At 55.8% G+C, this 19,295-nt stretch carries 16 protein-coding genes; 1 reads left to right on the top strand and 15 read right to left on the bottom strand.

Features of this window, described 5'->3' with window-relative positions; genetic code table 11:
* Nucleotides 1-18: 18 nt before the first annotated feature.
* From hydE to LKE88_RS10210, 11 genes are all read right to left on the bottom strand, one after another.
* Entirely contained in the window at nucleotides 19-1,137 is a 1,119-nt protein-coding gene (gene hydE / locus LKE88_RS10260) for a [FeFe] hydrogenase H-cluster radical SAM maturase HydE (protein WP_105326801.1), read from the bottom strand.
* A 27-nt stretch (nucleotides 1,138-1,164) separates the two neighbouring features.
* The gene (locus LKE88_RS10255; protein ID WP_105326800.1) at nucleotides 1,165-2,538 is read right to left on the bottom strand and encodes an MATE family efflux transporter; all 1,374 of its coding nucleotides are present in this window, start codon (nucleotides 2,536-2,538) and stop codon (nucleotides 1,165-1,167) included.
* Between the two features lie 152 nt (nucleotides 2,539-2,690).
* Entirely contained in the window at nucleotides 2,691-3,998 is a 1,308-nt protein-coding gene (locus LKE88_RS10250) for an APC family permease (protein ID WP_105326799.1), read from the bottom strand.
* A 1-nt stretch (nucleotide 3,999) separates the two neighbouring features.
* A complete protein-coding gene (locus LKE88_RS10245) occupies nucleotides 4,000-4,734 on the bottom strand; it encodes a gamma-glutamyl-gamma-aminobutyrate hydrolase family protein (protein ID WP_105326798.1) in 735 nt (244 codons plus the stop codon).
* A gap of 91 nt (nucleotides 4,735-4,825) precedes the next feature.
* A complete protein-coding gene (locus LKE88_RS10240; protein ID WP_276803526.1) occupies nucleotides 4,826-7,243 on the bottom strand; it encodes a homocysteine S-methyltransferase family protein in 2,418 nt (805 codons plus the stop codon).
* Nucleotides 7,240-7,938 (bottom strand): vitamin B12 dependent-methionine synthase activation domain-containing protein, encoded by a 699-nt coding sequence (locus LKE88_RS10235; protein WP_105326796.1) that lies wholly within the window; start codon nucleotides 7,936-7,938, stop codon nucleotides 7,240-7,242. Before LKE88_RS10235 ends, LKE88_RS10240 begins: the two co-directional genes overlap by 4 nt.
* Before the next feature lie 12 nt (nucleotides 7,939-7,950).
* Complete coding sequence (locus tag LKE88_RS10230) at nucleotides 7,951-8,817, bottom strand: methylenetetrahydrofolate reductase (RefSeq protein ID WP_105326795.1); 867 nt, start codon at nucleotides 8,815-8,817, stop codon at nucleotides 7,951-7,953.
* A gap of 147 nt (nucleotides 8,818-8,964) precedes the next feature.
* Nucleotides 8,965-9,516 (bottom strand): phosphoribosyltransferase family protein, encoded by a 552-nt coding sequence (locus LKE88_RS10225; protein ID WP_105327417.1) that lies wholly within the window; start codon nucleotides 9,514-9,516, stop codon nucleotides 8,965-8,967.
* Nucleotides 9,517-9,914: 398 nt separating this feature from the next.
* A complete protein-coding gene (locus LKE88_RS10220; protein ID WP_105326794.1) occupies nucleotides 9,915-10,223 on the bottom strand; it encodes a hypothetical protein in 309 nt (102 codons plus the stop codon).
* A 152-nt stretch (nucleotides 10,224-10,375) separates the two neighbouring features.
* Nucleotides 10,376-12,487, bottom strand: coding sequence for an RNA degradosome polyphosphate kinase (locus LKE88_RS10215; protein WP_105326793.1), 2,112 nt, complete (start codon nucleotides 12,485-12,487; stop codon nucleotides 10,376-10,378).
* Nucleotides 12,484-14,046 (bottom strand): Ppx/GppA phosphatase family protein, encoded by a 1,563-nt coding sequence (locus LKE88_RS10210; RefSeq protein ID WP_105326792.1) that lies wholly within the window; start codon nucleotides 14,044-14,046, stop codon nucleotides 12,484-12,486. The genes LKE88_RS10215 and LKE88_RS10210 overlap by 4 nt, the downstream gene beginning before the upstream one ends.
* A gap of 135 nt (nucleotides 14,047-14,181) precedes the next feature.
* Here LKE88_RS10210 and LKE88_RS10205 point away from each other — a divergent pair, with 135 nt between their 5' ends.
* Nucleotides 14,182-15,792, top strand: a complete 1,611-nt coding sequence (locus LKE88_RS10205; protein ID WP_105326791.1) for a Ppx/GppA phosphatase family protein — start codon at nucleotides 14,182-14,184, stop codon at nucleotides 15,790-15,792.
* Between the two features lie 110 nt (nucleotides 15,793-15,902).
* Here the strand turns inward: LKE88_RS10205 and LKE88_RS10200 are convergent, their stop codons facing one another.
* The 4 genes from LKE88_RS10200 to LKE88_RS10185 form a co-directional block, all read right to left on the bottom strand.
* Nucleotides 15,903-16,820 (bottom strand): LysR family transcriptional regulator, encoded by a 918-nt coding sequence (locus LKE88_RS10200; protein ID WP_105326790.1) that lies wholly within the window; start codon nucleotides 16,818-16,820, stop codon nucleotides 15,903-15,905.
* 60 nt (nucleotides 16,821-16,880) lie between these two features.
* A complete protein-coding gene (locus LKE88_RS10195) occupies nucleotides 16,881-18,140 on the bottom strand; it encodes an ABC transporter permease (RefSeq protein ID WP_105326789.1) in 1,260 nt (419 codons plus the stop codon).
* Complete coding sequence (locus tag LKE88_RS10190) at nucleotides 18,137-18,796, bottom strand: ABC transporter ATP-binding protein (protein ID WP_105326788.1); 660 nt, start codon at nucleotides 18,794-18,796, stop codon at nucleotides 18,137-18,139. Before LKE88_RS10190 ends, LKE88_RS10195 begins: the two co-directional genes overlap by 4 nt.
* A 63-nt stretch (nucleotides 18,797-18,859) precedes the next feature.
* Nucleotides 18,860-19,294, bottom strand: coding sequence for a hypothetical protein (locus LKE88_RS10185; protein ID WP_105326787.1), 435 nt, complete (start codon nucleotides 19,292-19,294; stop codon nucleotides 18,860-18,862).
* Nucleotide 19,295: the final 1 nt, after the last annotated feature.

Here is a 19,295-nt window from a genome sequence, read left to right as displayed (position 1 = left end):
TAGCAAAAGAGCTGCCCGCTAAAGCGCGGCAGCTCTTTTGTCTTTATGTTCATGGTAAAAATGGGGAGAATCGCCCCATTCCCCGAAGCCTACCCGGTCTCCCACGGACGCCACCCGGCCGCTGAGGCAGTTCCGGCACTGGTCCGGAGAATCCTCCACGCAGGGTTTGTTGTCGTAGAGCAGGTATTGGGGCCGGTATTCCGGCACCGTCACAATGGGCATCAGGATATTGGCCCCGGCCTTGAGCCCCAGCTCCCGGCCCAAAGGATGGAGGGCCTGGAGGGCAGTGGTGGCGGCGATATTTACATCCCGCAGCAGCAGCCGGGTAGCCGCAATCATATTGAGGCCCCAAAGGAACCGGCGCTGCTGGGCTTCCTTGCTGTTTTCCCCGGCAGCCATAACCTGCTTGCCCAAGGGAGTTTCATGGTGGACCACGTAGGGCCCCATGCCAATCATATCAATGTCCATATCCCGGAAGAACAGAATATCGTCCGCCAAATCGTCGGTGGTTTGGCCGGGAAGACCAATCATCACCCCGGTACCCACCTGATAGCCGATATCCCGGAGAACTTCCAGGCAATGCTTCCGGACGCTCCACTCATGGTGCCCGTCCTGGGGATGCAGGGTGGCGTACAGCCGGGGATTGCTGGTTTCAATCCGCAGCAGGTACCGGTGGGCGCCGGCCTCAAACCAGCGCTGATACGTTTCCGGGGACTGCTCCCCTACGCACAGGGTCAGCCCCAGTTCTCCGTGGGACAGGTCCTTGATGGCATGAATCAGGTCTTCCACCTCTTTGGTAAATTCCTCATCCTGCCGCTCTCCGGATTGGAGAGTCAGAGAGCCGTACCGGTTGTCGTAAGCCCATTTGGCCATGGCCAGGATATCCTCCCGGCTGGTGGTGAACCGCTCCACCTGGGTGTTGTCCCGGCGGATGCCGCAGTACAGGCAATTTTTGATGCATTGGTTGGAAAACTCCAAAAGCCCCCGATAATAGGCCACCCGGCCCACTTCTTTGGCTTTCACTGCATAGGCCGCATTGTACAGGGCCTGGCGCTCCTGGGGTTCCAGGGTGCCAATCAGGGCACTAAGGTCTGCCCGGTCCAGGCTGGGTTTCTTCAAAATCTTTGCAACGGTCATACTTTTCCTTTCGTGTAAACAGCAAACTTAAATCAATTTATGTTTCAAATAGGTACCTTTGAGATAACGGGGCACGTAAATCAGGGCCCGGATCACCCAGTCCAGGAACATGGAAATCCACGCCCCGAACATGCCGGTGCCGCAGTAGGTGCAGAGCACATAGGCGCCGCCCACCCGCATGAGCATCATGCTGGCCACGCCCACCACCATGGCAAAGCGGGCATCTCCTGCCGCCCGGAAGGTTACCGGAAGGGTAAAGGCAAAGGGCCAGATCAGGGTTTCCAGGGTGCCGTGCCAGAACATGATTTCCCATACCAGGTCCATGGTTTCCTTGGGGAACTGGTAGATAAAGAGAATCAGGGGCCAGGCCGCAAAGCTCAAAAGGCTGGTGCCCAGGTTTGTCATCATAATAAGACAAATTATCTTCCGTGTAAAGTACTTGCTTTGGGGAACGTCCCCGGCCCCCAGGCAGCGGGCCACCACAGTGGTCATGCCGGCGTTCATGGCAATCCCCGGCAGTACCTGAAAGTTGGTAAACACGGTGCCTACGGCGTTGGCCGTAATGGCGTTCAGGCCAAAGGTGGTGACAATGCTGACCACCACCACTTTCCCCAGCTGGAACAGCCCGTTTTCCACGCTGAAGGGAATGCCCACCCGGAGCATCCGGCGAATCAGGTCCCAATTGGGCCGCACCTTGAGCAGCGGCGGCAAAGTCAGGGAAAACTTGGCGTGGGTGGCCCCGTACAGCACCACAAATACCGACAGGATTCGGCTGATTACGGTGGACAAAGCCGTCCCTGCCACGCCCCAACCCAGTATATAAATAGCCGTATAGTTCCCAAACACGTTGAAAATATCGGAACCTAGCACAATGAGCATGGGAAACTTGGTATTGCCGGCTGTCCGGAAAACAGAACTGCCTGCCTGGAACAGGGCCACAAAGGGAATGGACAGCCCGATAACCTTGAGATAGGAGTCCGCACTGGAGAGTACCTCCGGGTCACTGCTGCCGTAGAGCTTGTACAGGATCAGAGGCCGGCAGGCGTAGAACAGGGCCATGAGCCCCAGGGAAATGGCTCCCACCAGCCATACCAGCTGCCTCCCAGCCTCTTTGGCCCGCTCCGGTTCCCGGTGGCCCAGGTATTGGCCCATAATGACGGCGCCGCCGGTAGCCAGGGCCACAAAGACCATAATCAGCAGCAGCATAATATTATCAATCAAAGAAATCCCGGATACGGCGGCCTGCCCCAAGGCCGCTGCCATCAAGGAATCCGTAAAACCGGCCAGCACCACCAGGAGCTGCTCCAAGACCAGCGGCAGGAACAGGTGCAGCAGGCTCTGGTTGTCAAACAGCAGCTTGTGCCCCTTAGGGGGTGCCAGCAATTTTTTCACCAAACCCATACTTTTCCTCCCTGCAAAAAAAATAAGCATATCAAAAGGCTCTGCCCAACTGGGCAGAGCCTTCCGTTTTACCGAAAGCAAGGGTGTGTAAAAACGAGTTTTACACACCCACTTTCTTACATTGTATCGGGTAATTCCCAAAAGAGCAAGTCTTACTCTTCCTTTTGCTCCGGAATCAGGCCCATTTTCTTCTTTTTGGCATAGACGAAGTAGTAGGGCAGGATTACCAGGCAGCCGCCCAGACCCCAAACCAGCTGCATGGGTTTGGCGTTGGAAAGCATCCACAGGCTGGTCACCAGGGCCACTACAGGAATCAAGATACCCCCAGGAATGGTATAGCTCCGTTCCCGGTCGGCCCATTTCTTCCGGAATACGATAACGGCCAAAGCCGTAGGCAGGTACTGGGTGAAACGGGATACGGCGGAAATGGCCGCCAGGGTGGTAAAACTGCCGCTCCAGGCCAGCAGGATGCTGCAAACCGCAATGAAGATACTGGCTACGTACGGGGTACCCCAGGGAGTCCGTTTGCTCAGGGCTTCCGGCAGCATGCCGTCTTCAGCCAGGGCCGTGCAGGCCCGGGGAGCGATGAAGGATTCCGCCATGTTGATGCCGCCCATGGACAGCAGGGTCCCGATCAGGATAAAGTAGGAACCCACAGGTCCCAGGATTTTCCCAAAGGCGTCCTGGATAGGAGCCTTATCCGTGGCCAGGCTGGGTCCCAGGATACCGATAGAAATGCCCAGTACCAGCATATAGATAACCGTTACGATAATCATGGTCAGGATAATGGCCCGGGGCAGGTTCTTTTTGGGATCTTTGAAGTCTTCAGCCCCTACAGCAATGGCTTCAAAACCAGTGTAGGCAAAGAACAGGGTAATGGCCGCATTGGCAAAGGCCCCTTCTTCCACGTGAGCCGGGACAAAAGGCGTGAAATTGGCGCCGTTGATGAAGAAAATACCAATGGCAATAAACGCAATTAAGGGCACCAATTTGGAAATGGTCATAATATCGTTCAGAATTTTGGAAGTCTTGACGCCGGCAATGTTCAGGGCGCTGAGGCCGCCAATCAGAATAGCTGCAATGGCATTTTTGGCAAAGTTCCCGGAAACCGCAGGGAACGCAGCCCCCAAGGCAGTGGCAAAGCCTACGGCCATGGTGGACCAGGCAATGATGGTGACCACCAGTTTCAAAACGCCCACCTCGTAGCCCCAGAAGTCGCCGAAAGCGGCTTTGGCATACAGATACGGACCGCCGTTGCGGGTAAAGAAGCCGGAAGCCTCTGCAAAGCACAGGGCCAGGCAGCCAGCCAGAAAGGCGTCAAACAGCAGGATGCCCAAGCTGGCGGGCCCCATCAGGGCGTAGGCCCGGTTTGGCAGCAGGAAAATCCCGGTGCCGATGATTCCGTTGATGCCCAGCAGCACAATGCTGGACAGACCGAATTTTACTTTTTTGTCTTCCATGTTAGTTGTTCCCCTCTGCAGCATGAATAAAATCAGCAAACAATTTCTTGGCATCCCCATTGTTGATGGACATCATTTCCGGATGGAACTGGTACAGCATCAGGTAGGGATACTCCGTGCCTTCCATCGCTTCCACTGTGCCGTCCTTGGCCCGGGCCGTTACGGTAAGGCCCTTGCCCACCGCGTGAACGGTCTGATGATGGTGGGAATTGGTGACCCACTCCGTTTTTCCCAGGATACGGCTTAGCCGGCTGCCTTCGGCAATTTCCACGGTGTGGGTAGCCGTAGCCGGGTCCTGGTTCTGGGAATGTTTTACGTAGGAATTCTTGTCCAGGCTCAGGTCCTGGTACAGGGTGCCGCCCAGGGCCACGTTCACAATTTGCAGGCCCCGGCAGATGCCCACCACGGGAATGCCCCGCTTTTGGGCTTCCTGAAACAGCAGTTGGTCAAAGGTGTCCCGTTCCGGCCACACCGGACCAATCTGCCGGCAGGGTTCTTCCCCGTAGTTTAGGGGGTACACATCCTGGCCGCCGCTAAAAAGTACGCCGTCCACCCGGGCCACCATTTCGGCCACCGCTTCTGCGTCCTGGGTAAAGGGCAGGATTACAGGCACGCCGCCTGCTTCCACTACGGACCGGATGTAGTCATCGTTCACGTAGGCCCGATGGTACCCGGCAAAGGTGCCATGGTCATCCACCATATGGCTGCCGGATACACCAATCAAAGGTCTTTTCATTGTTTTGCATCTTCTTTCTGGTTAGATTTTTTATGCATAAAAGCTGTAAATATGTATTATAGTAACACGGAATGTTATAGCTATCCAACTATTATTTTTTGCCAAACAGGGCATTGGCATAGTGGACGCTGGCCACCGCATTGGCCCCATAAAAGTCGGCCCCGATGCTCTTGGCATACTCTTCCGTCATGACGGCGCCGCCCACCATCACCTTGCAGCCAGGCAGGGCTTTCCGCAGCTGGCGGATGGTTTCTGCCATGGAGCTGACAGTTGTAGTCATTAGGGCGCTAAGCCCCACCAGTTTGGCGCCATTTTCCACGGCAGCCGCCACCACCTTTTCCGGCGGCACGTCCTTGCCCAGGTCGATAACCCGGTAGCCATAGTTTTCCAGAAGCACCTTCACAATATTCTTGCCGATATCGTGGATGTCCCCCTTTACCGTGCATACCACAATGGGTTCCCCGTCTTCGCTGGCGTTCCCGGTCTTCAGGGACTGCTTTAAGATCTCAAAGCCGGCTTTGGCAGCATCTGCGCTGACCAGCAGCTGAGGCAGGAACAGCTTTTTCTTTTCGAACTGCTCTCCCACCACATTCAGGGCAGGAATCATCCATTCGTTGATAATGGACAGGGCGGTCTTGCCGTCCGCCAACAGCTGGTTTACGTCCTTTTCCACCACACTGGGCAGACCCCTGATGATGGCTTCGTCCAGGGCCAGCTCCTGACTGCCGGCGGCTGCTGCCTTCCCGGTGCTTTGGCTTTTGGAGGCCAGGGTCACCTGGGGCAGGTCGGCAAAGTATTCCACATATTTCTTGCAGCCGCTGTCCAAACCGCTTAAAGCCCCGTAGGCGTAGTAGGCCTGCATCATGGCACCGCTGTTGGGATTGATGATACCGGCACTGAGCCCGGCTTCCATAGCCAGAGAGAAGAAGGCACTGTTTACCGCATCCCGGCTGGGCAGCCCAAAGGAAATGTTGGACACCCCCATCACCGTTTTCAGCTGGCGGCTTTTCAGGTTCCGGATTACGGCCAGGGCAATCTGGGCATTTTCCCCGCCGGTACTGATAGTCATGGCCAAAGGATCCAGAAGCATATCCCGGGGCCGGAGGCCGGCCTTTTCCGCCTCCCCGACAATCTTGTCCACCACCTTTAGGCGCCCTGCGGCAGAGTCTGCAATGCCGTTTTCGTCCAGACACAGCCCCACCAGAGCTGCCCCGTATTTGGCCGCCAGCGGCAGCACTTCTGCCAGATTCTCGGCCTTGCCGTTTACGGAGTTGAGGAGCGGCCGGCCGTTATAGATGCGCAGCCCCCGTTCCATGGCCTCAATATTAGAGGTATCAATCTGCAAGGGCACGGAGGTAATGGACTGGAGGGTCACAATCACCCGCTCAATCAGTTCCGGTTCGTTGACCCCGGGGACCCCTACGTTCACGTCCAGGACCTGGGCCCCCTTGTCCAGCTGTTCCAGGGCCAATTGGCATACGTAGTCCATATTTCCGCTTTTCAGGGCTTCCTTCAGCCGGGGTTTCCCGGTAGGGTTAATCCGTTCCCCGATGATGACGGGCATACCGTCAAAGCCCACGGCACTGCCATAGCCGGCAATGACGCTGGGGGCGCTGTTTCTCCTGGGGGGCAGGGGTAGATCCCGGCAGGCTGCCACCAGCTGGGCAATATGCTGGGGCGTGGTGCCGCAGCAGCCGCCCAAAACAGCTACTCCCAGCTCTGCCACGGGCACCATCAGCGGCGCATAATCCTCCGGCCCAATATGGAATACCGTGTGGCCGTTTTCCTCCACCGGCAGTCCGGCGTTGGGATTCATAACTAACGGAATATCCACGGCCTGCAGGGCCTGGGGCACCAGCTGGATCAGCTGGTCCGGACCCAGGCCGCAGTTAAAGCCCACAGCCGCAGCCCCCAGGGCTTCCGCCGTGGCCAGGGCCGCCGTTACGTCGGCACCGCTTAGGAGCTTCCCATCCTGGTCAAAGGTAAAGGTACACACAAAGGGCAGGTCCGCATTTTCCTTGGCCGCCAGCATGGCCGCCTTGGCTTCGTAGGCATCGCTCATGGTTTCAATCAGGATCAGGTCCGCTCCCGCAGCCGCTCCGGCTTTCACCTGCTGGGCATACAGGGCCACCGCCTCCTCAAAGGGCAGGTCCCCAAAGGGCTGGAGCAGCTTGCCCGTAGGCCCCAGGTCCAAAGCTACAAAGCCTTCCCGGCCTTCCGCCGCAAAAGCAGCCCGGGCATTTTCCACCCCCGCCCGGACCAGTTCTTCCACGTTGGGGGTGCCGTGTTCCGGCCCAAACTTCAGGGCGTTGGCCCCAAAGGTATTGGTCTTTAGAATATCCACCCCAGCCCGGACGTAGGCCCGGTGAATGGCCTGGACCTTTTCCGGGTGAAGCAGGTTCCAGGTTTCCGGCAGTTCCCCCGGTTTAAGACCAGCTTCCTGAAGCATGGTACCCATGGCTCCGTCAAAAAACAAACGCTTCGTATATAATGCTTCCTGAAATTTCATAGTTCCTCCTGACGGAAAGGACAGGTCACGTTGCTGCAGCTGCTGCACTTGCTTTTTTTGCCGCAGGCAGCGGTTTCTTCCCCGCTTTCCTTTCCTGTTTCATCAATGCCAATGACAGCCGTAACCGATTTGGTGGGAGCCATAATGCCCCCGGTGGTAAGGGTCAGGCCAATGGTTTTAGCGCAGTGGAGCAGCCGGAAAATTTTTTCCTGCTCCTCCAGGGCCCAATCCCCATAGCCCGGGGAAAACCGGCTCCGGTAGGTATAGCTGCTGGGCAGCTTACTTTTCCAAACCACTTCCTGGTCGTCACAGTAGGTTTCAATCAGAGCCGCCGCCACAGCCTGGGCTGCAGCCCCCTCGGCAATGCTGCGGACACTGATCCGTCTCAGCCCCGTATCCACCCGAGGCCCCAGGGTAGCCCCAAACAGCAGAAGCGCCGTGCAGCCCGTCAGATGCCGGGCCAGCCCCGAGCTGATAAATTCGGTGCCCCCTTCCAGGACCACCCGTCCCGGCCGGCCTTCTGCTTCCTGGATTACCTGGCAGTTCCATTTCTGGCACACAGAGCGGGGCTGCACCTCGTTGCGCAGCTGCAAAAACGCCCGGTCCACCGTAGCCTGAGCCTGCTGGTCCCCGGGCCGGGCGCCAAAGTAGCGCAGGGCTTCCTTTTCATCAAACCGGATCCGTAACTCCCCCATAGGTTCTCCTTCTTATAACTTGATGATTTCCGACAAATTGTCCCGGATGCCGCCGATGATTTCCGGCTTGTTCATGGTGTAGATGTGGATATTGGTAAACCCATTGGCAATCAGGTCCACAATTTGGCCGATGGCGTAGGCCATCCCTGCCTGTTTCAGGGCTTCCGGATGGTCTGCAAAGCGTTCCACCATAGCCCGGAGGGAAGCCGGCACCGGGGTGCCGCTTAAAGTAAAAATCCGTTCAATCTGCTTTACGTTGGTCACCGGCATAATGCCCGCCACCACTGGCACCTGGATGCCCTTGGCCAGCAGCCGATACATGAAGTTGTAGAACATACTGTTTTCAAAGAACATCTGGGTTACCAGAAAATCACAGCCTGCTTCTACCTTGATTTTCGTATGCTCCAGGTCTTCATCCAGGCTGGCAGCTTCCGGATGGCCTTCCGGATAAGTGGTGCCGCCTACGCAGAAATCCCCGTAGCTTTTGATTTTCCGTACCAGGTCACTGGCGTGGGCATACGCCCCTTCCGGCATGGCGTCCATACCCTGGGGCTTGTCCCCCCGCAGGGCCAGCACGTTTTCCACGTTGACCTGCTTCAGGCTGTCCAGTACCCCTTCAATCCGATCCTCGGTAGCCCCCACACAGGTAAGGTGGGCCAGGGCCGGCACCCCGCAGCGTTCAATTTCTCCTACCAGGGCCACGGACTTGCCCACCGCAGAACCACCGGCGCCGTAGGTCACACTCATATAATCAACGCCATGGTCCGCAATAGTATGAACAATATTCAAAGCATTTTTCAGGTCATTTCCTTTTTTTGGAGGAAACAACTCACAGGATACACAAATCTTAGGACTTTTCAGCAGATCAACAATTTTCAACTTCTTTTCCTCCCTTGTTCCCGAACGATATAATACTACTATTTTATAGTAAAGCCCACCGTTCGTCTAGGAAAAGGTTAAAAAAAACAGAGCAATTCCCAAAAGAACTGCTCTGTTGTATGCTTCTTTACAAATCAATGCCCGGCCTTATTCCGCAGGGAACAATGGCAGGTTGGCCAGCACCGTAATATCTTCCCGGCCAATGGAATCCCCTTCAGCCAAAATGGCTATCTTGCCCACCACTTTGCCGCCAGCATGGTCCACCAGCTCTTCCAGGGCTTTCATGGAGCCCCCGGTGCTGATTACGTCATCTACCAGCAGGACCTTTTTGCCCCGGACCAGATCAATATCTTCGTCCTGGAGGCAGAGGATCTGCTTACCCTGGGTGGTAATGGATTCATCTTCCACCACCAAAGGATGTTCCATATACGCTTTTATGGATTTCCGGGCCACCACATACCGGTCCATTTTCAGGATCCGGGCCATGGCATGGACCAGGGGAATCCCTTTGGTTTCTGCCGCCATCAGGACATCCACGTCGGCCGGCACCTTTTGGGCCAGGGCCTCCGCAGTTTTTTCCACCATTTCCACGTCTCCCAAAATCACAAAGCCGGCAATAGCCAGGGTAGAAGAAATGTTGATTACCGGAAGACGCCGGGTAAGTCCTGCTACCTTTAATTCATAAAAACGATCTGCCACAATACAGCCTCCTTGCTGGTATTTGATTCCCGGGCAAGCCCGGTTTTTCACTGTTTATCTGCTGTTTTCCCCAAGTTTCCACCGGGTTATCCACAAGCTTTATCCACAGTGCCAAACCCCCGCTGTGGATAAAGGCGCCCGCCGCCAGCCCTTTTTCCGGCCCCGTACAGGGCAAAAGGAAAAGTGGCCAAAAGCCGCATACAGCGGGGCTTTTTCCCAAAATCATTCAGGTTTGTTTCCCTTTTTGCAGGTCAATTTCCCTCTGGGAAAACAAACTTTCCCCAGGCTTTATCCACAGCCTGTGAATAAGAGCCCAGGGACTTTTCCACATTTTCCCCAGAAGTTATCCACTGATTCCACAGGCACAGTGCTTATAGTGGATAACTCTGTGGATAAGTTCATAAATCGTTGGTCATACGGGGCGGCATGCTCCATTCCACCAAAACACCTGTATGTACCCACAGACGGGTCAGCACCTGTTCACATTCCTGCCAGCTGTTTTTGGCATCCACCGTTACCGGTCCAAAATGGTAGGTACATTCATCTGTGGGAACTTCCATGGTCTTGGGTTCCGCCAGGAAGTCCCGGACCCGCTGGGCCGCTTCTTCCGCGTCGGGAATGAAGACCGTCATCTCCTTGGTTTCTTCGTTATAATCCAAATAGCCGTAATGGCCTTCGTAGTTAAGTGTTACGCTTTGAATTGCCATAGCTTGTTTCGCACCTCTTTCTATGATGGGGACATTATATCACATTTTTTGGTCAAAAGAATAGAGGTACTGCCCCAGGCGGCCGCTCCAGGCGCTTCTGGCCCAAAAAGAGAGCTGCACCAACGGGGGTGCAGCTCCTGGAAGGTTTCCTGCTATACATTTTCCTTATGGTACATGGGCTTCAGCCGCTGTTCCATGGGCATTTCCTTTTTGGGGGCATTGTCCTTGGCCCGCTTCATCAGGGCCGCCTGCACGCTGATTTTCTGTCTGCCGTGGGGGTAAGCCCGGCGGTAGGTGCCATTGGAGAGCATAACATGGGCCCCTACATTGTCCCTGAGGCACAGGTCCAGGAAGCTCTTGATCCGGTCAATATGGACCCGCCGCTCCACCGGGAACAGCAGTTCCACCCGGTCGTTCAGGTTCCGGGGCATCATATCCGCACTGGACAGGTACAGTTCTTCTTCCCCGCCGTTGGCAAAATAGTACACCCGGCTGTGTTCCAGGAACCGGCCAATAATGGACCGGACGGTGATGTTTTCGCTGACTCCGGGAATCCCCGGTCTCAGGCCGCAGATACCCCGGACAATCAGATCGATTTTCACCCCGGCCTGAGAGGCCTCATAGTACTTCTGGATAATGGGCTGGTCAATCAGGGAGTTCATCTTGGCCACAATGTGGGCTTCTCCCCCTCTTTTGGCCACTGCGATTTCCCGCTCAATCAGTTCATTCATCTTTTCTCTCAGGCCCAGGGGTGCCATCACCAGCTTGTTCATGGCCGGAGGCTCCGAATAGCCGCTGATGACGTTAAAGAAGCTGGAAGCGTCCTGGCCGAATTGGTCATTGGAGGTCAAGAGGCCCAGGTCCGTGTACAGCTTGGCCGTCTTGTCGTTGTAGTTGCCGGTGCCCAGATGGACATACCGCTTGATGCCGTCCGCTTCTTTCCGGACAATCAGGATAATCTTGGAGTGGGTCTTCAGGCCCATGAGTCCGTAGATAACGTGGCAGCCGGCCTGCTCCAGGCGTCTTGCCCAGACAATGTTGTTTTCTTCGTCAAACCGGGCCTTCAGTTCCACCAGGGCCGTAACCTGTTTGCCGTTTTCTGCTGCCCGGGCCAGGGACGCTACCAGGGGCGAATTGCCGCTGACCCGGTACAGGGTTACCTTGATGGCCAGGACCGCCGGGTCCTCTGCCGCCGTGGCCAGGAGTTTTACAATGGGGTCAAAGCTTTCATAGGGGTGGTGGAGCAGGATATCGTGCTCCCGGATTTTGCCAAACAGGTCCTCATAATCCGGCAGTTCTTCCGGCTGCTGGGCCGTATACGGGGAAAATTTCCACTGTTCCATCCCCGGCAGGTCGATGAACTTATTGAGGAAAGTCAGGTCCAGAGGGCCCTTGATTTCGTACACATCGTCCCGGTCCAGTTCCAGGTTCTGCATCAGGAATTTTTGCAGGAACTGGCTGTCCGTGGGGTTGATTTCCAGCCGGACGGCCGCCCCTCTTTTCCGTTTCCGCAGGGACCGTTCGATTTCCTTCATCAGGTCCTGGGTGGCATCTTCTTCCACTTCCAGGTCCGAGTCCCGGGTAATCCGGAAGGGAACCATATCCACAATGGTCAGGCCTTTGAACAGGTCCTGGCAGTGGGCCATGATCAAATCTTCCAGGAACACAAAGCTCCGGGCATTATTTTCTTCTTCCAGGGAAATGAAACGGGGCAATACAGAAGGCACCTGGATAAAGGCAATTCGCTGTTCTCCGTCCTTGTTCTTCAGTTCAATGGCCAGGTTCAGGGAACGGTTGGCCAGGAACGGAAAGGGCCGGGCCGCATCCACCGCCATGGGGGTCAGCACCGGGAACACCATATCCTGGTAATACCGTTCCAGTTCTTCCCGCTGGGCCGGGGTTACATCCTTTACCCGGCGGAACTTGACGGCGTACTTTTCCAGCTCATTGAGCAGGGCAAAAAAGTAGCGGTACTTTAATTTCATTTCGTTGTGGGCCGCCAGGGAAATCTGCCGCAGCTGGTCGGAAACGCTGAGGCCAGCCGCATCCAGCCGTTCGTCCCCGGCTTCCAGCCGGTCAATGAGCCCGGCCACCCGGACCATGAAGAATTCGTCCAGGTTGGAGGCAGAAATGGCCACAAAGCGCAGCCGCTCCAGCAGGGGCAGATTTCTTACCCCAGCCTCCTTCAGTACCCGCAGGTTGAATTTCAGCCAGCTGAGTTCCCGATTGACATAGTATTCCGGTTTATTTAAAGCTGTTATCATTTTCCACTCCCCGCTTTCTCCAGCACCAGGTGCAGTCCAAAGACTTCCTCAAAGAAACTGCCCCTCCGGCTGAACGTCCATTCTTCCAACGCCAAATCTTCCCGGCTTTTTACCGTCACCTTCAGTTCATCCCCCTTGATGGACATGGTGCAGTCTTTGATTTTCTGTTTGCCACTGACGTCCAGGGAATCCGCTGCCCGAAGAATGGCGGCCAGTTTGGCTACCTGGGGCGTAATCTGGGGCGCCAGAGGCAGGATATCCGAGCCCTGGAGCTCCGGCCGGTTCAAGGTGTACAGGTAGGTAATCTGGGCTACAATCCGGCACTGCTCCTCACTAAAGCCCAGAATATCCGCCGTGCTGATCAAATTGTAGTTGTACACATTGTAGTTGCGCAGGGACACGTACTTGCCGATATTGTGCAGGTAGGCTGCCGTCTGCAGCAGCACCTTGTCCACTTGGGTCAGGCCCTGGGACGGAGCCAGTACATCAAACAGCTGGCTGGCCCGTTTTTCCACCCAGGCAGCGTGGGGTGCATCATAGTAGAAGCGGCTGCCCATGCTGCGCACCAGACTCATCTGAAGTTCTTCCATAGCCTGAAGGAAGGGATCCTGCAATTGCCGGGCAATATAGAGAATCTTCATGCCATCAATGAACCGATCCTGGGGCATAATCACCTGCCGGGCCCCGGACAGCTGCATCAGCTGGCGGCACAGGGCGGTAGCCGGCAGGGCCGTTTCCCCTTCTTCCCGGTCCAGCTTAAACAGTTTGTCCAATTGGGCTTCGCTGAGCCGGTGGATCCGCTGGTAAAATTCTTCCACCTGTTCGGCCGTAAAGGAGGGGATTTCATGCCCCCCAGCCGCTTGGGCAAACATATCGAACAGGGACTGGCTTTCCGTACCGGTCAGCACCAGGGTCACAATATCTTCCTTGGCCAGTTCTTCTGCCACGGCCACCAGCCGGGCATGGATATATTCGTTCAGGGCCCGCTCAAAATGACTGCTGGACCGCTCGTTCCGGGTAAACTGTTCCTTCATTCGCACCAGCCCCACATGGAGGTTCTGCTGGAAGCGGATTTCCCGGTTTTTCAGCAGGGTCAGCCCCAGCCCGCCGGAAGAAATATCCGCTAAAAGAATGCCGTCCCGGGGCAAGCTCTGTTCGTCCTCCACCCCAATGGTGCGCACCAGGGAAGCCAGTTTGGTGTAGATTTCCTGGGACATATTCACCACTTCAATCTGGAAGCCCGTCTTGATCTGGACCTGATCCAGGAAGAACTGCTGGTTTTGGGCTTCCCGCACCGCTGTGGTAGCCTGGAGGATATAGTCCGTCACCCCAAAGTCCCGCATCAGCTGCCGGTAGCCCTGGAGAATCTCCACAATCTGCCGGGTAGTGCCAAAAGAGATTTTCCGGGTCTGGAAAGCCTCCTCCCCCAGCCGTACCCGGTGCCGGACCTCATCCACTACCCGGATATCGTTTAATGTTGTATATTCAATAATCTGCATGGTAATATTTTCAGACCCCAAATGGATTACCGCTGCAGAGCGCAGTTTCTTTTTTGTCATATGTCCTCCTCTGCTCTGGCCATACCCCGTTTTTATTACCACCTGGGCCAGCAATCGTGTTATACTTATTTTAGTTTATCACTAATAATTATAGAAAAAAACAGCATTTTTACTCTACAGAAACCGGGGGATCCTATGAAACGAATTGCCATCATCGATGTGGGCTCAAACTCTGCGCGTTTGGTCATTATGGAAGTCCACACCTTTCAGGCCAGCAACCTGATCTACAATCAGAAAGATCCGCTGCGGCTGGCACTAAAAACAGATCGGAATGGCTATCTGACGGAAGAAGCCTTTTCCGCCACCATTACCTGCCTGAAGAACTTTGCCTCCATGTGCCGGGTTTTTCATGTAGATGAAACCATTGCCGTAGCCACTGCTGCCATCCGTAATGCCCCCAACGGGCTGAAGCTGGCCAAGGCAGCTTCAGAAGCTTCCGGCATTTCCCTGGAAATCATTTCCGGGAAAACCGAAGCCTTCCTCAGCTATTTGGGCGTCATCAACACCATTCCTGTGAAGGATGCCCTGGTCTTTGACTTGGGCGGTGCTTCTACAGAAGTGATTTTGGTGAAGGACCGGAAACTGGTGGATTCCATCAGCCTGCCCATTGGCTGCGTCAACCTGACCAAAAACTTCAAGCTGAACAATACGGCGGATCCTGCCGCCCTGAACAAAATGCGCCGGGCCATTGCCGAGCAGATGGAGAAAGCTCCCTGGCTGGCGGGCTGCGGCCTGCCGCTGGTAGGCGTGGGCGGTACGGCCCGTTCCGTAGGGAAGATTGAGCAAAAGCGGGTGAAGTATTTTTCCTCCAAGCTCCACAATTACCAGTACCCTATCCAGGACTTCAAAGAATGGTACAAGACCCTGCCCAACACCACCCTGGCCATGCGGCGCCGAATTCCCGGCCTCAGCAGTGACCGGGCGGATGTGATCATCGCCGGCTCCACCATTATCAAAGCTCTGGCCGACCGGAGCAAAGCCCGGAAGCTAGTAATTTCCGGCTGCGGGCTGCGGGAAGGGCTGTTCTCGGAATACCTGCACCACAATACGGACCGGGCCCTGGTAGATCCGGACATTCTGGAAACCAGCCGGGAAAACCTGCTGCACCTGTACGCCCAGGACGAAGACCACTGCCGGCAGGTAGCCCGGTTTGCCACCAAGCTGTTTACGGGCTGGCAGTCCCTGCACCAGCTGGAGCCTGCCAAATGGCAGCCCCTTTTGGAAACGGCTGCCCTGCTCCACGATATCGGCATTGCCATCAACTACTACAACCATACCCGGCATACCGGCTATCTGATTGAAAACGGCCGGCTCTTTGGTCTGGACCATATGGATGTGGTCTACACCGCCATAATGGCCGCCTGGCACCACGGTATCAACCGGGGGTACCTGCGCAACAAGCCCTACCGGAAATACATCCCAGAAGTGGATATCAAGCGTCTCAGCACCGGTGCCCTGCTGCTGGCCCTGGCAGAATGTCTGGATTATACCCAGACCAGCGCTATTTCGGAGATTGAAACCTCCATTGTCAGCGGTTCGGCCATCCTGACCATTACCGCAGAACAAACGCCGTCAGTGGAACTGCACCAGCTGTCCTTCCTGAGCAAATGGTTCCGCAAATCCATGGGCCTGCCGCTGACCGTAGTGGTCAAGGAAAACGGCACCGCCTCTGGTGAGGAACAGCCTCCCAAGGCCATTCCCTCCGACCTGTCCCTGCTGCCGGCGGATTCTTCCGTAGAACCCTAAGCGGCCATAACACAAAGGCATATTGTCCCGACGATTCAACAGGAGCATACAGCTGTATGCTCCTGTTTTTTGCTGTTTTTTTGTTTTTCCAGCACTGCCGCCGGCCTGGGTCAGTGCCGGCCCTGGTACCCGGCAATATACCGTTCCAGGGCTTCCACGTAGTAGCGGCCCAGCCGGCTGAGCCGGCTCTGCTTATGGGTCAAAAGGCCAATGTGCATATTGCCCTCCTCCCGCAGGGGTACGGCAATAATGCTTTTCCCGTTCAGGTCCTGGTCGATGACCCCGCTGCATACGGTATAGCCATTGAGCCCAATCAACAGGTTGAACAGGGTAGCCCGGTCGGTTACCCGGATATTTTTGGACCGGATGACCGTGCTGAAAATTTCTTCCGAGAAATAAAATGCATTGTGTTCCCCCTGGATATAGGATAAATAGGGGTAGGGGGCCAGCTCCTCCATGGTAACTGACTTGCGGTCCGCCAAAGGATGGGAAGCATTCAGAAACACATGGGGGCGGGCCACAAACAATTCCTGGAACACCAGGTCGTTGGCCTTAAAAATTTTTTGCAGCACAGCCTTGTTGAAATCGTTGTAGTAGAGAATCCCGATTTCGCTGCGCAGGTGGGCCACATCATCGATAATGGTATAGGTCTGGGTTTCCTGGAGACTAAAATCGTAGGTATCTCCCCCGTACTCCTTGATCAGGTCCACAAACGCATTGACGGCAAAAGAATAGTGCTGGGTGGACACGGTAAATTCCTGCTTGCCCCCCACCTGCTTCTTGTACCGGGATTCCAAAAGGGAGGCCTGCTCCAGCACCTGCCGGGCATACCCCAGGAAGATTTCCCCTTCCCGGGACAAATGGACCCCCTTGTTGGTCCGTTCAAAAATCTGGATATTCATTTCCCGCTCCAGCTCCCGGACGGTCTTCGTCAGACTGGGCTGGGTAATATATAGTTTTTTGGCGGCCCCGCTGAAGGTTCCTGCCTCCGCAATGGCCACAATGTAGCGTAATTGCTGCAGTGTCATTTTTCCGCCTGCTTTCTCTAAGGTGTGTATGATTATAACATGGTCCGACTGTTCAGTCACCTACAAATACGGGGTAATATCCCGTTTCCGCAAAAGCCACAGGGGAATCACCCCGCCCAGGGTACCGACGGCAATCAGCAGCACCGGCGCCAAAACGCCCTGCCATAGCGGCAGCTGGGTCATCTGGATGGCGGATTGGGTATCCACCGCCCAGCCGGCCAAAAGGCTTCCGCCCCAGCCCAGCAGCCAGCCGGCCCCGGCCCCTGCGCAAAGCAGCAGGAACTGCTCCGCCAAAAGGAGCTTCATTACCTGGGTAAGGGGAGCACCCAGGGCCTGGAAGACGGCCCATTCCTCCATCCGGGAGGTGCCGTCCCAATACAGGGCCAAAAGGGTCACCAGGACCGCTGCCAAAAGCATACCTCCGGACAGGACCACCCAGAAGTGGCGGCTCTGCCCCACCATGGCGTACAGGGCTACCAGGTTCTGGGCTGGGAAAATCATTTGAGAAGGACTCTGCCGTCTGTTCTGGTACTGGCTCAGCAGCTGAAGGGCCTGCCCGTAGCCCACCGGACGCACCAAAATGGCCGTTACATCCCCCTTGGCTTCGCTCTGGTGCCCGGCTTGAACTTCATGCTCTTCATGCTCTTCATGCTCTTCGTGTTCACTTTCCGCCGTTTCCCCGTTGTGCTGGTGCTCATGTTCTTCCCACACATCCCCAAGAGGAATCAGGATTACACTGTCGTAGGGCCCTCCCACCTTTTTCAGGATGCCCACCACCTTAAAGGGATGGTGATGCTCGTGGCCCTTCAGGGCAAAGCCATGTACCGAGTTGAAGCTATCCCCGATTTTCAGGCCCGTAAGCCGGGCGGTCTCCGCCCCCAGCACGGCTTCGCCCGGGCCGGCAAAAACCCGGCCTTCCTGGGGCTGCAGCCAAGGCGTCCGGGACCCTGGATCTGCGTAGGAGAACATCTCCTGCTCTACCCCGCAAATCCGAAATCCCCGGTAGCTGTCCCCGAAAGCCAGGGGCAGCACCTGGGCTGCCTTGCCGCTTTCCCGGAGCCGGTCCACTTCACTGTAGGGAATATTGCCGATGGGCCGGTCCTTCAAAAACACCGTATTGAATACCAGCTGATAGGGGGAGCCTTTGGCCCCCACCAAAATGGGAAAAGGTGCTGTAGCCCGGTTCAGGCCTTCATATAGGCCCCCTGCCAGCTGGATGACAAAAACCGGAAGGGCACAGGCTACGGCGGTTAAAAGAATCAGCAGCCCATAGCGCAGGGGCCGCCGCCACAAAGACAGAAAAGCCAATTTCCAGGTCATCGTACCGCCTCCTTATGCAGCTCCAGTTTCTTATGAAACCGGTTTTGCACCGTCTGGTCATGGCTGGCACAAAGCAGCATACAGCCAGACTCGTTTTGGTATACCAAAAGCAGTTCCAGCAGCCGCTGACTGTTGGCGGCATCCAGACTGGCTGTTGGTTCATCGGCCAGAAGCAGTTTGGGCCGGCGGATCATGGCCCGAACAAAAGCAGCCCGCTGCCGTTCCCCGCCGCTCAGTTGTTCCGGTCTGCGGCTCCCATACCCGGAAAGCCCTACCTGGGAAAGACGTTTTTCCACTTCCTGACTGTCCACGTTTCTTCCTGCCAGAGAAGCAGATAATTTGATGTTTTCTTCAATGGTGAGAAAAGGCAGGAGCTTTGCTTCCTGAAATACATACCCCAAATTTTGGGCCCGCCATTTGGCCCGTTCCTGATCCGATAGCTGCCCCAGTTTTACCCCATCGATGGTAATTTCCCCTTGGGTTGGCGTCAGAATACCGGCCAAACAATGAAACAGCGTAGATTTGCCGCTGCCCGAAGGACCAGTTACCGCACAGGCTTCCCCCGTTCTCAGCTGGAAGGAGGGCAAGGTCACTCCCCGGACCACCTGCCCATCACCGTCCTTGTAATCACAAATTAGGTTCTGGATTTCAATCATTTGTTCTCCTTTTTACCCGGACAAAAAGCGGAGCTGCTGCAAAAGCTGCAGCAGCTCCGTTTTTTAGTCCTCGCTTACTGAATCTGCATCGATTCTCAGCTGGCTCACAAACCCTGTTTCTTCATCGACTGCACTGCCCAGTTCCAAGGTCCCCGTTACGGTAATGGGGGCATCGTAAGGAAGTGCCGTTACCGGTGAAGACAATTTCACCACCACAATGTCGTTGGGCCAATCTGCATCACTGGAGCAGAACGGACAGACCGACATGGGAACAGCGGTCAGGACAAAGAAACGGATGGTCGGGGTCAGCGGCGGTGCCATGTACCCTGTCATGGTCACAGTAGATCCCTCCAGGGACCGGGTTTTCTCTGAAAAAGCCAAGCCCTCCGAAGAATAGCCGCTGTACAATTCATCGAAAGCTAAGTCTGCTGCCAGTGCCGGCACCGCAAAAGCGAATACCAGACACAGGCAGAGCAGGCCTTTTCTCAGCCACTTCATC

The sequence above is a fragment of the Acidaminococcus hominis genome, assembly GCF_022484025.1.
Lineage (GTDB): Bacteria > Bacillota > Negativicutes > Acidaminococcales > Acidaminococcaceae > Acidaminococcus > Acidaminococcus hominis.
The sequence above is the reverse complement of the archived record's forward strand: the minus strand, read 5'-3'. Positions and strand labels throughout refer to the sequence as shown.

Bases quoted from the DNA above. Each gene is read 5' to 3' on its own strand.
- LKE88_RS10190 (WP_105326788.1), bottom strand. From the start codon at position 18,796: ATGATTGAAATCCAGAACCTAATTTGTGATTACAAGGACGGTGATGGG.
- LKE88_RS10235 (WP_105326796.1), bottom strand. From the start codon at position 7,938: ATGGGGGAGTTACGGATCCGGTTTGATGAAAAGGAAGCCCTGCGCTAC.
- LKE88_RS10245 (WP_105326798.1), bottom strand. From the start codon at position 4,734: ATGAAAAGACCTTTGATTGGTGTATCCGGCAGCCATATGGTGGATGAC.
- LKE88_RS10240 (WP_276803526.1), bottom strand. From the start codon at position 7,243: ATGAAATTTCAGGAAGCATTATATACGAAGCGTTTGTTTTTTGACGGA.
- LKE88_RS10250 (WP_105326799.1), bottom strand. From the start codon at position 3,998: ATGGAAGACAAAAAAGTAAAATTCGGTCTGTCCAGCATTGTGCTGCTG.
- LKE88_RS10215 (WP_105326793.1), bottom strand. From the start codon at position 12,487: ATGATAACAGCTTTAAATAAACCGGAATACTATGTCAATCGGGAACTC.
- LKE88_RS10195 (WP_105326789.1), bottom strand. From the start codon at position 18,140: ATGACCTGGAAATTGGCTTTTCTGTCTTTGTGGCGGCGGCCCCTGCGC.
- LKE88_RS10205 (WP_105326791.1), top strand. From the start codon at position 14,182: ATGAAACGAATTGCCATCATCGATGTGGGCTCAAACTCTGCGCGTTTG.
- LKE88_RS10255 (WP_105326800.1), bottom strand. From the start codon at position 2,538: ATGGGTTTGGTGAAAAAATTGCTGGCACCCCCTAAGGGGCACAAGCTG.
- LKE88_RS10200 (WP_105326790.1), bottom strand. From the start codon at position 16,820: ATGACACTGCAGCAATTACGCTACATTGTGGCCATTGCGGAGGCAGGA.
- LKE88_RS10210 (WP_105326792.1), bottom strand. From the start codon at position 14,046: ATGACAAAAAAGAAACTGCGCTCTGCAGCGGTAATCCATTTGGGGTCT.
- hydE (WP_105326801.1), bottom strand. From the start codon at position 1,137: ATGACCGTTGCAAAGATTTTGAAGAAACCCAGCCTGGACCGGGCAGAC.
- LKE88_RS10185 (WP_105326787.1), bottom strand. From the start codon at position 19,294: ATGAAGTGGCTGAGAAAAGGCCTGCTCTGCCTGTGTCTGGTATTCGCT.
- LKE88_RS10220 (WP_105326794.1), bottom strand. From the start codon at position 10,223: ATGGCAATTCAAAGCGTAACACTTAACTACGAAGGCCATTACGGCTAT.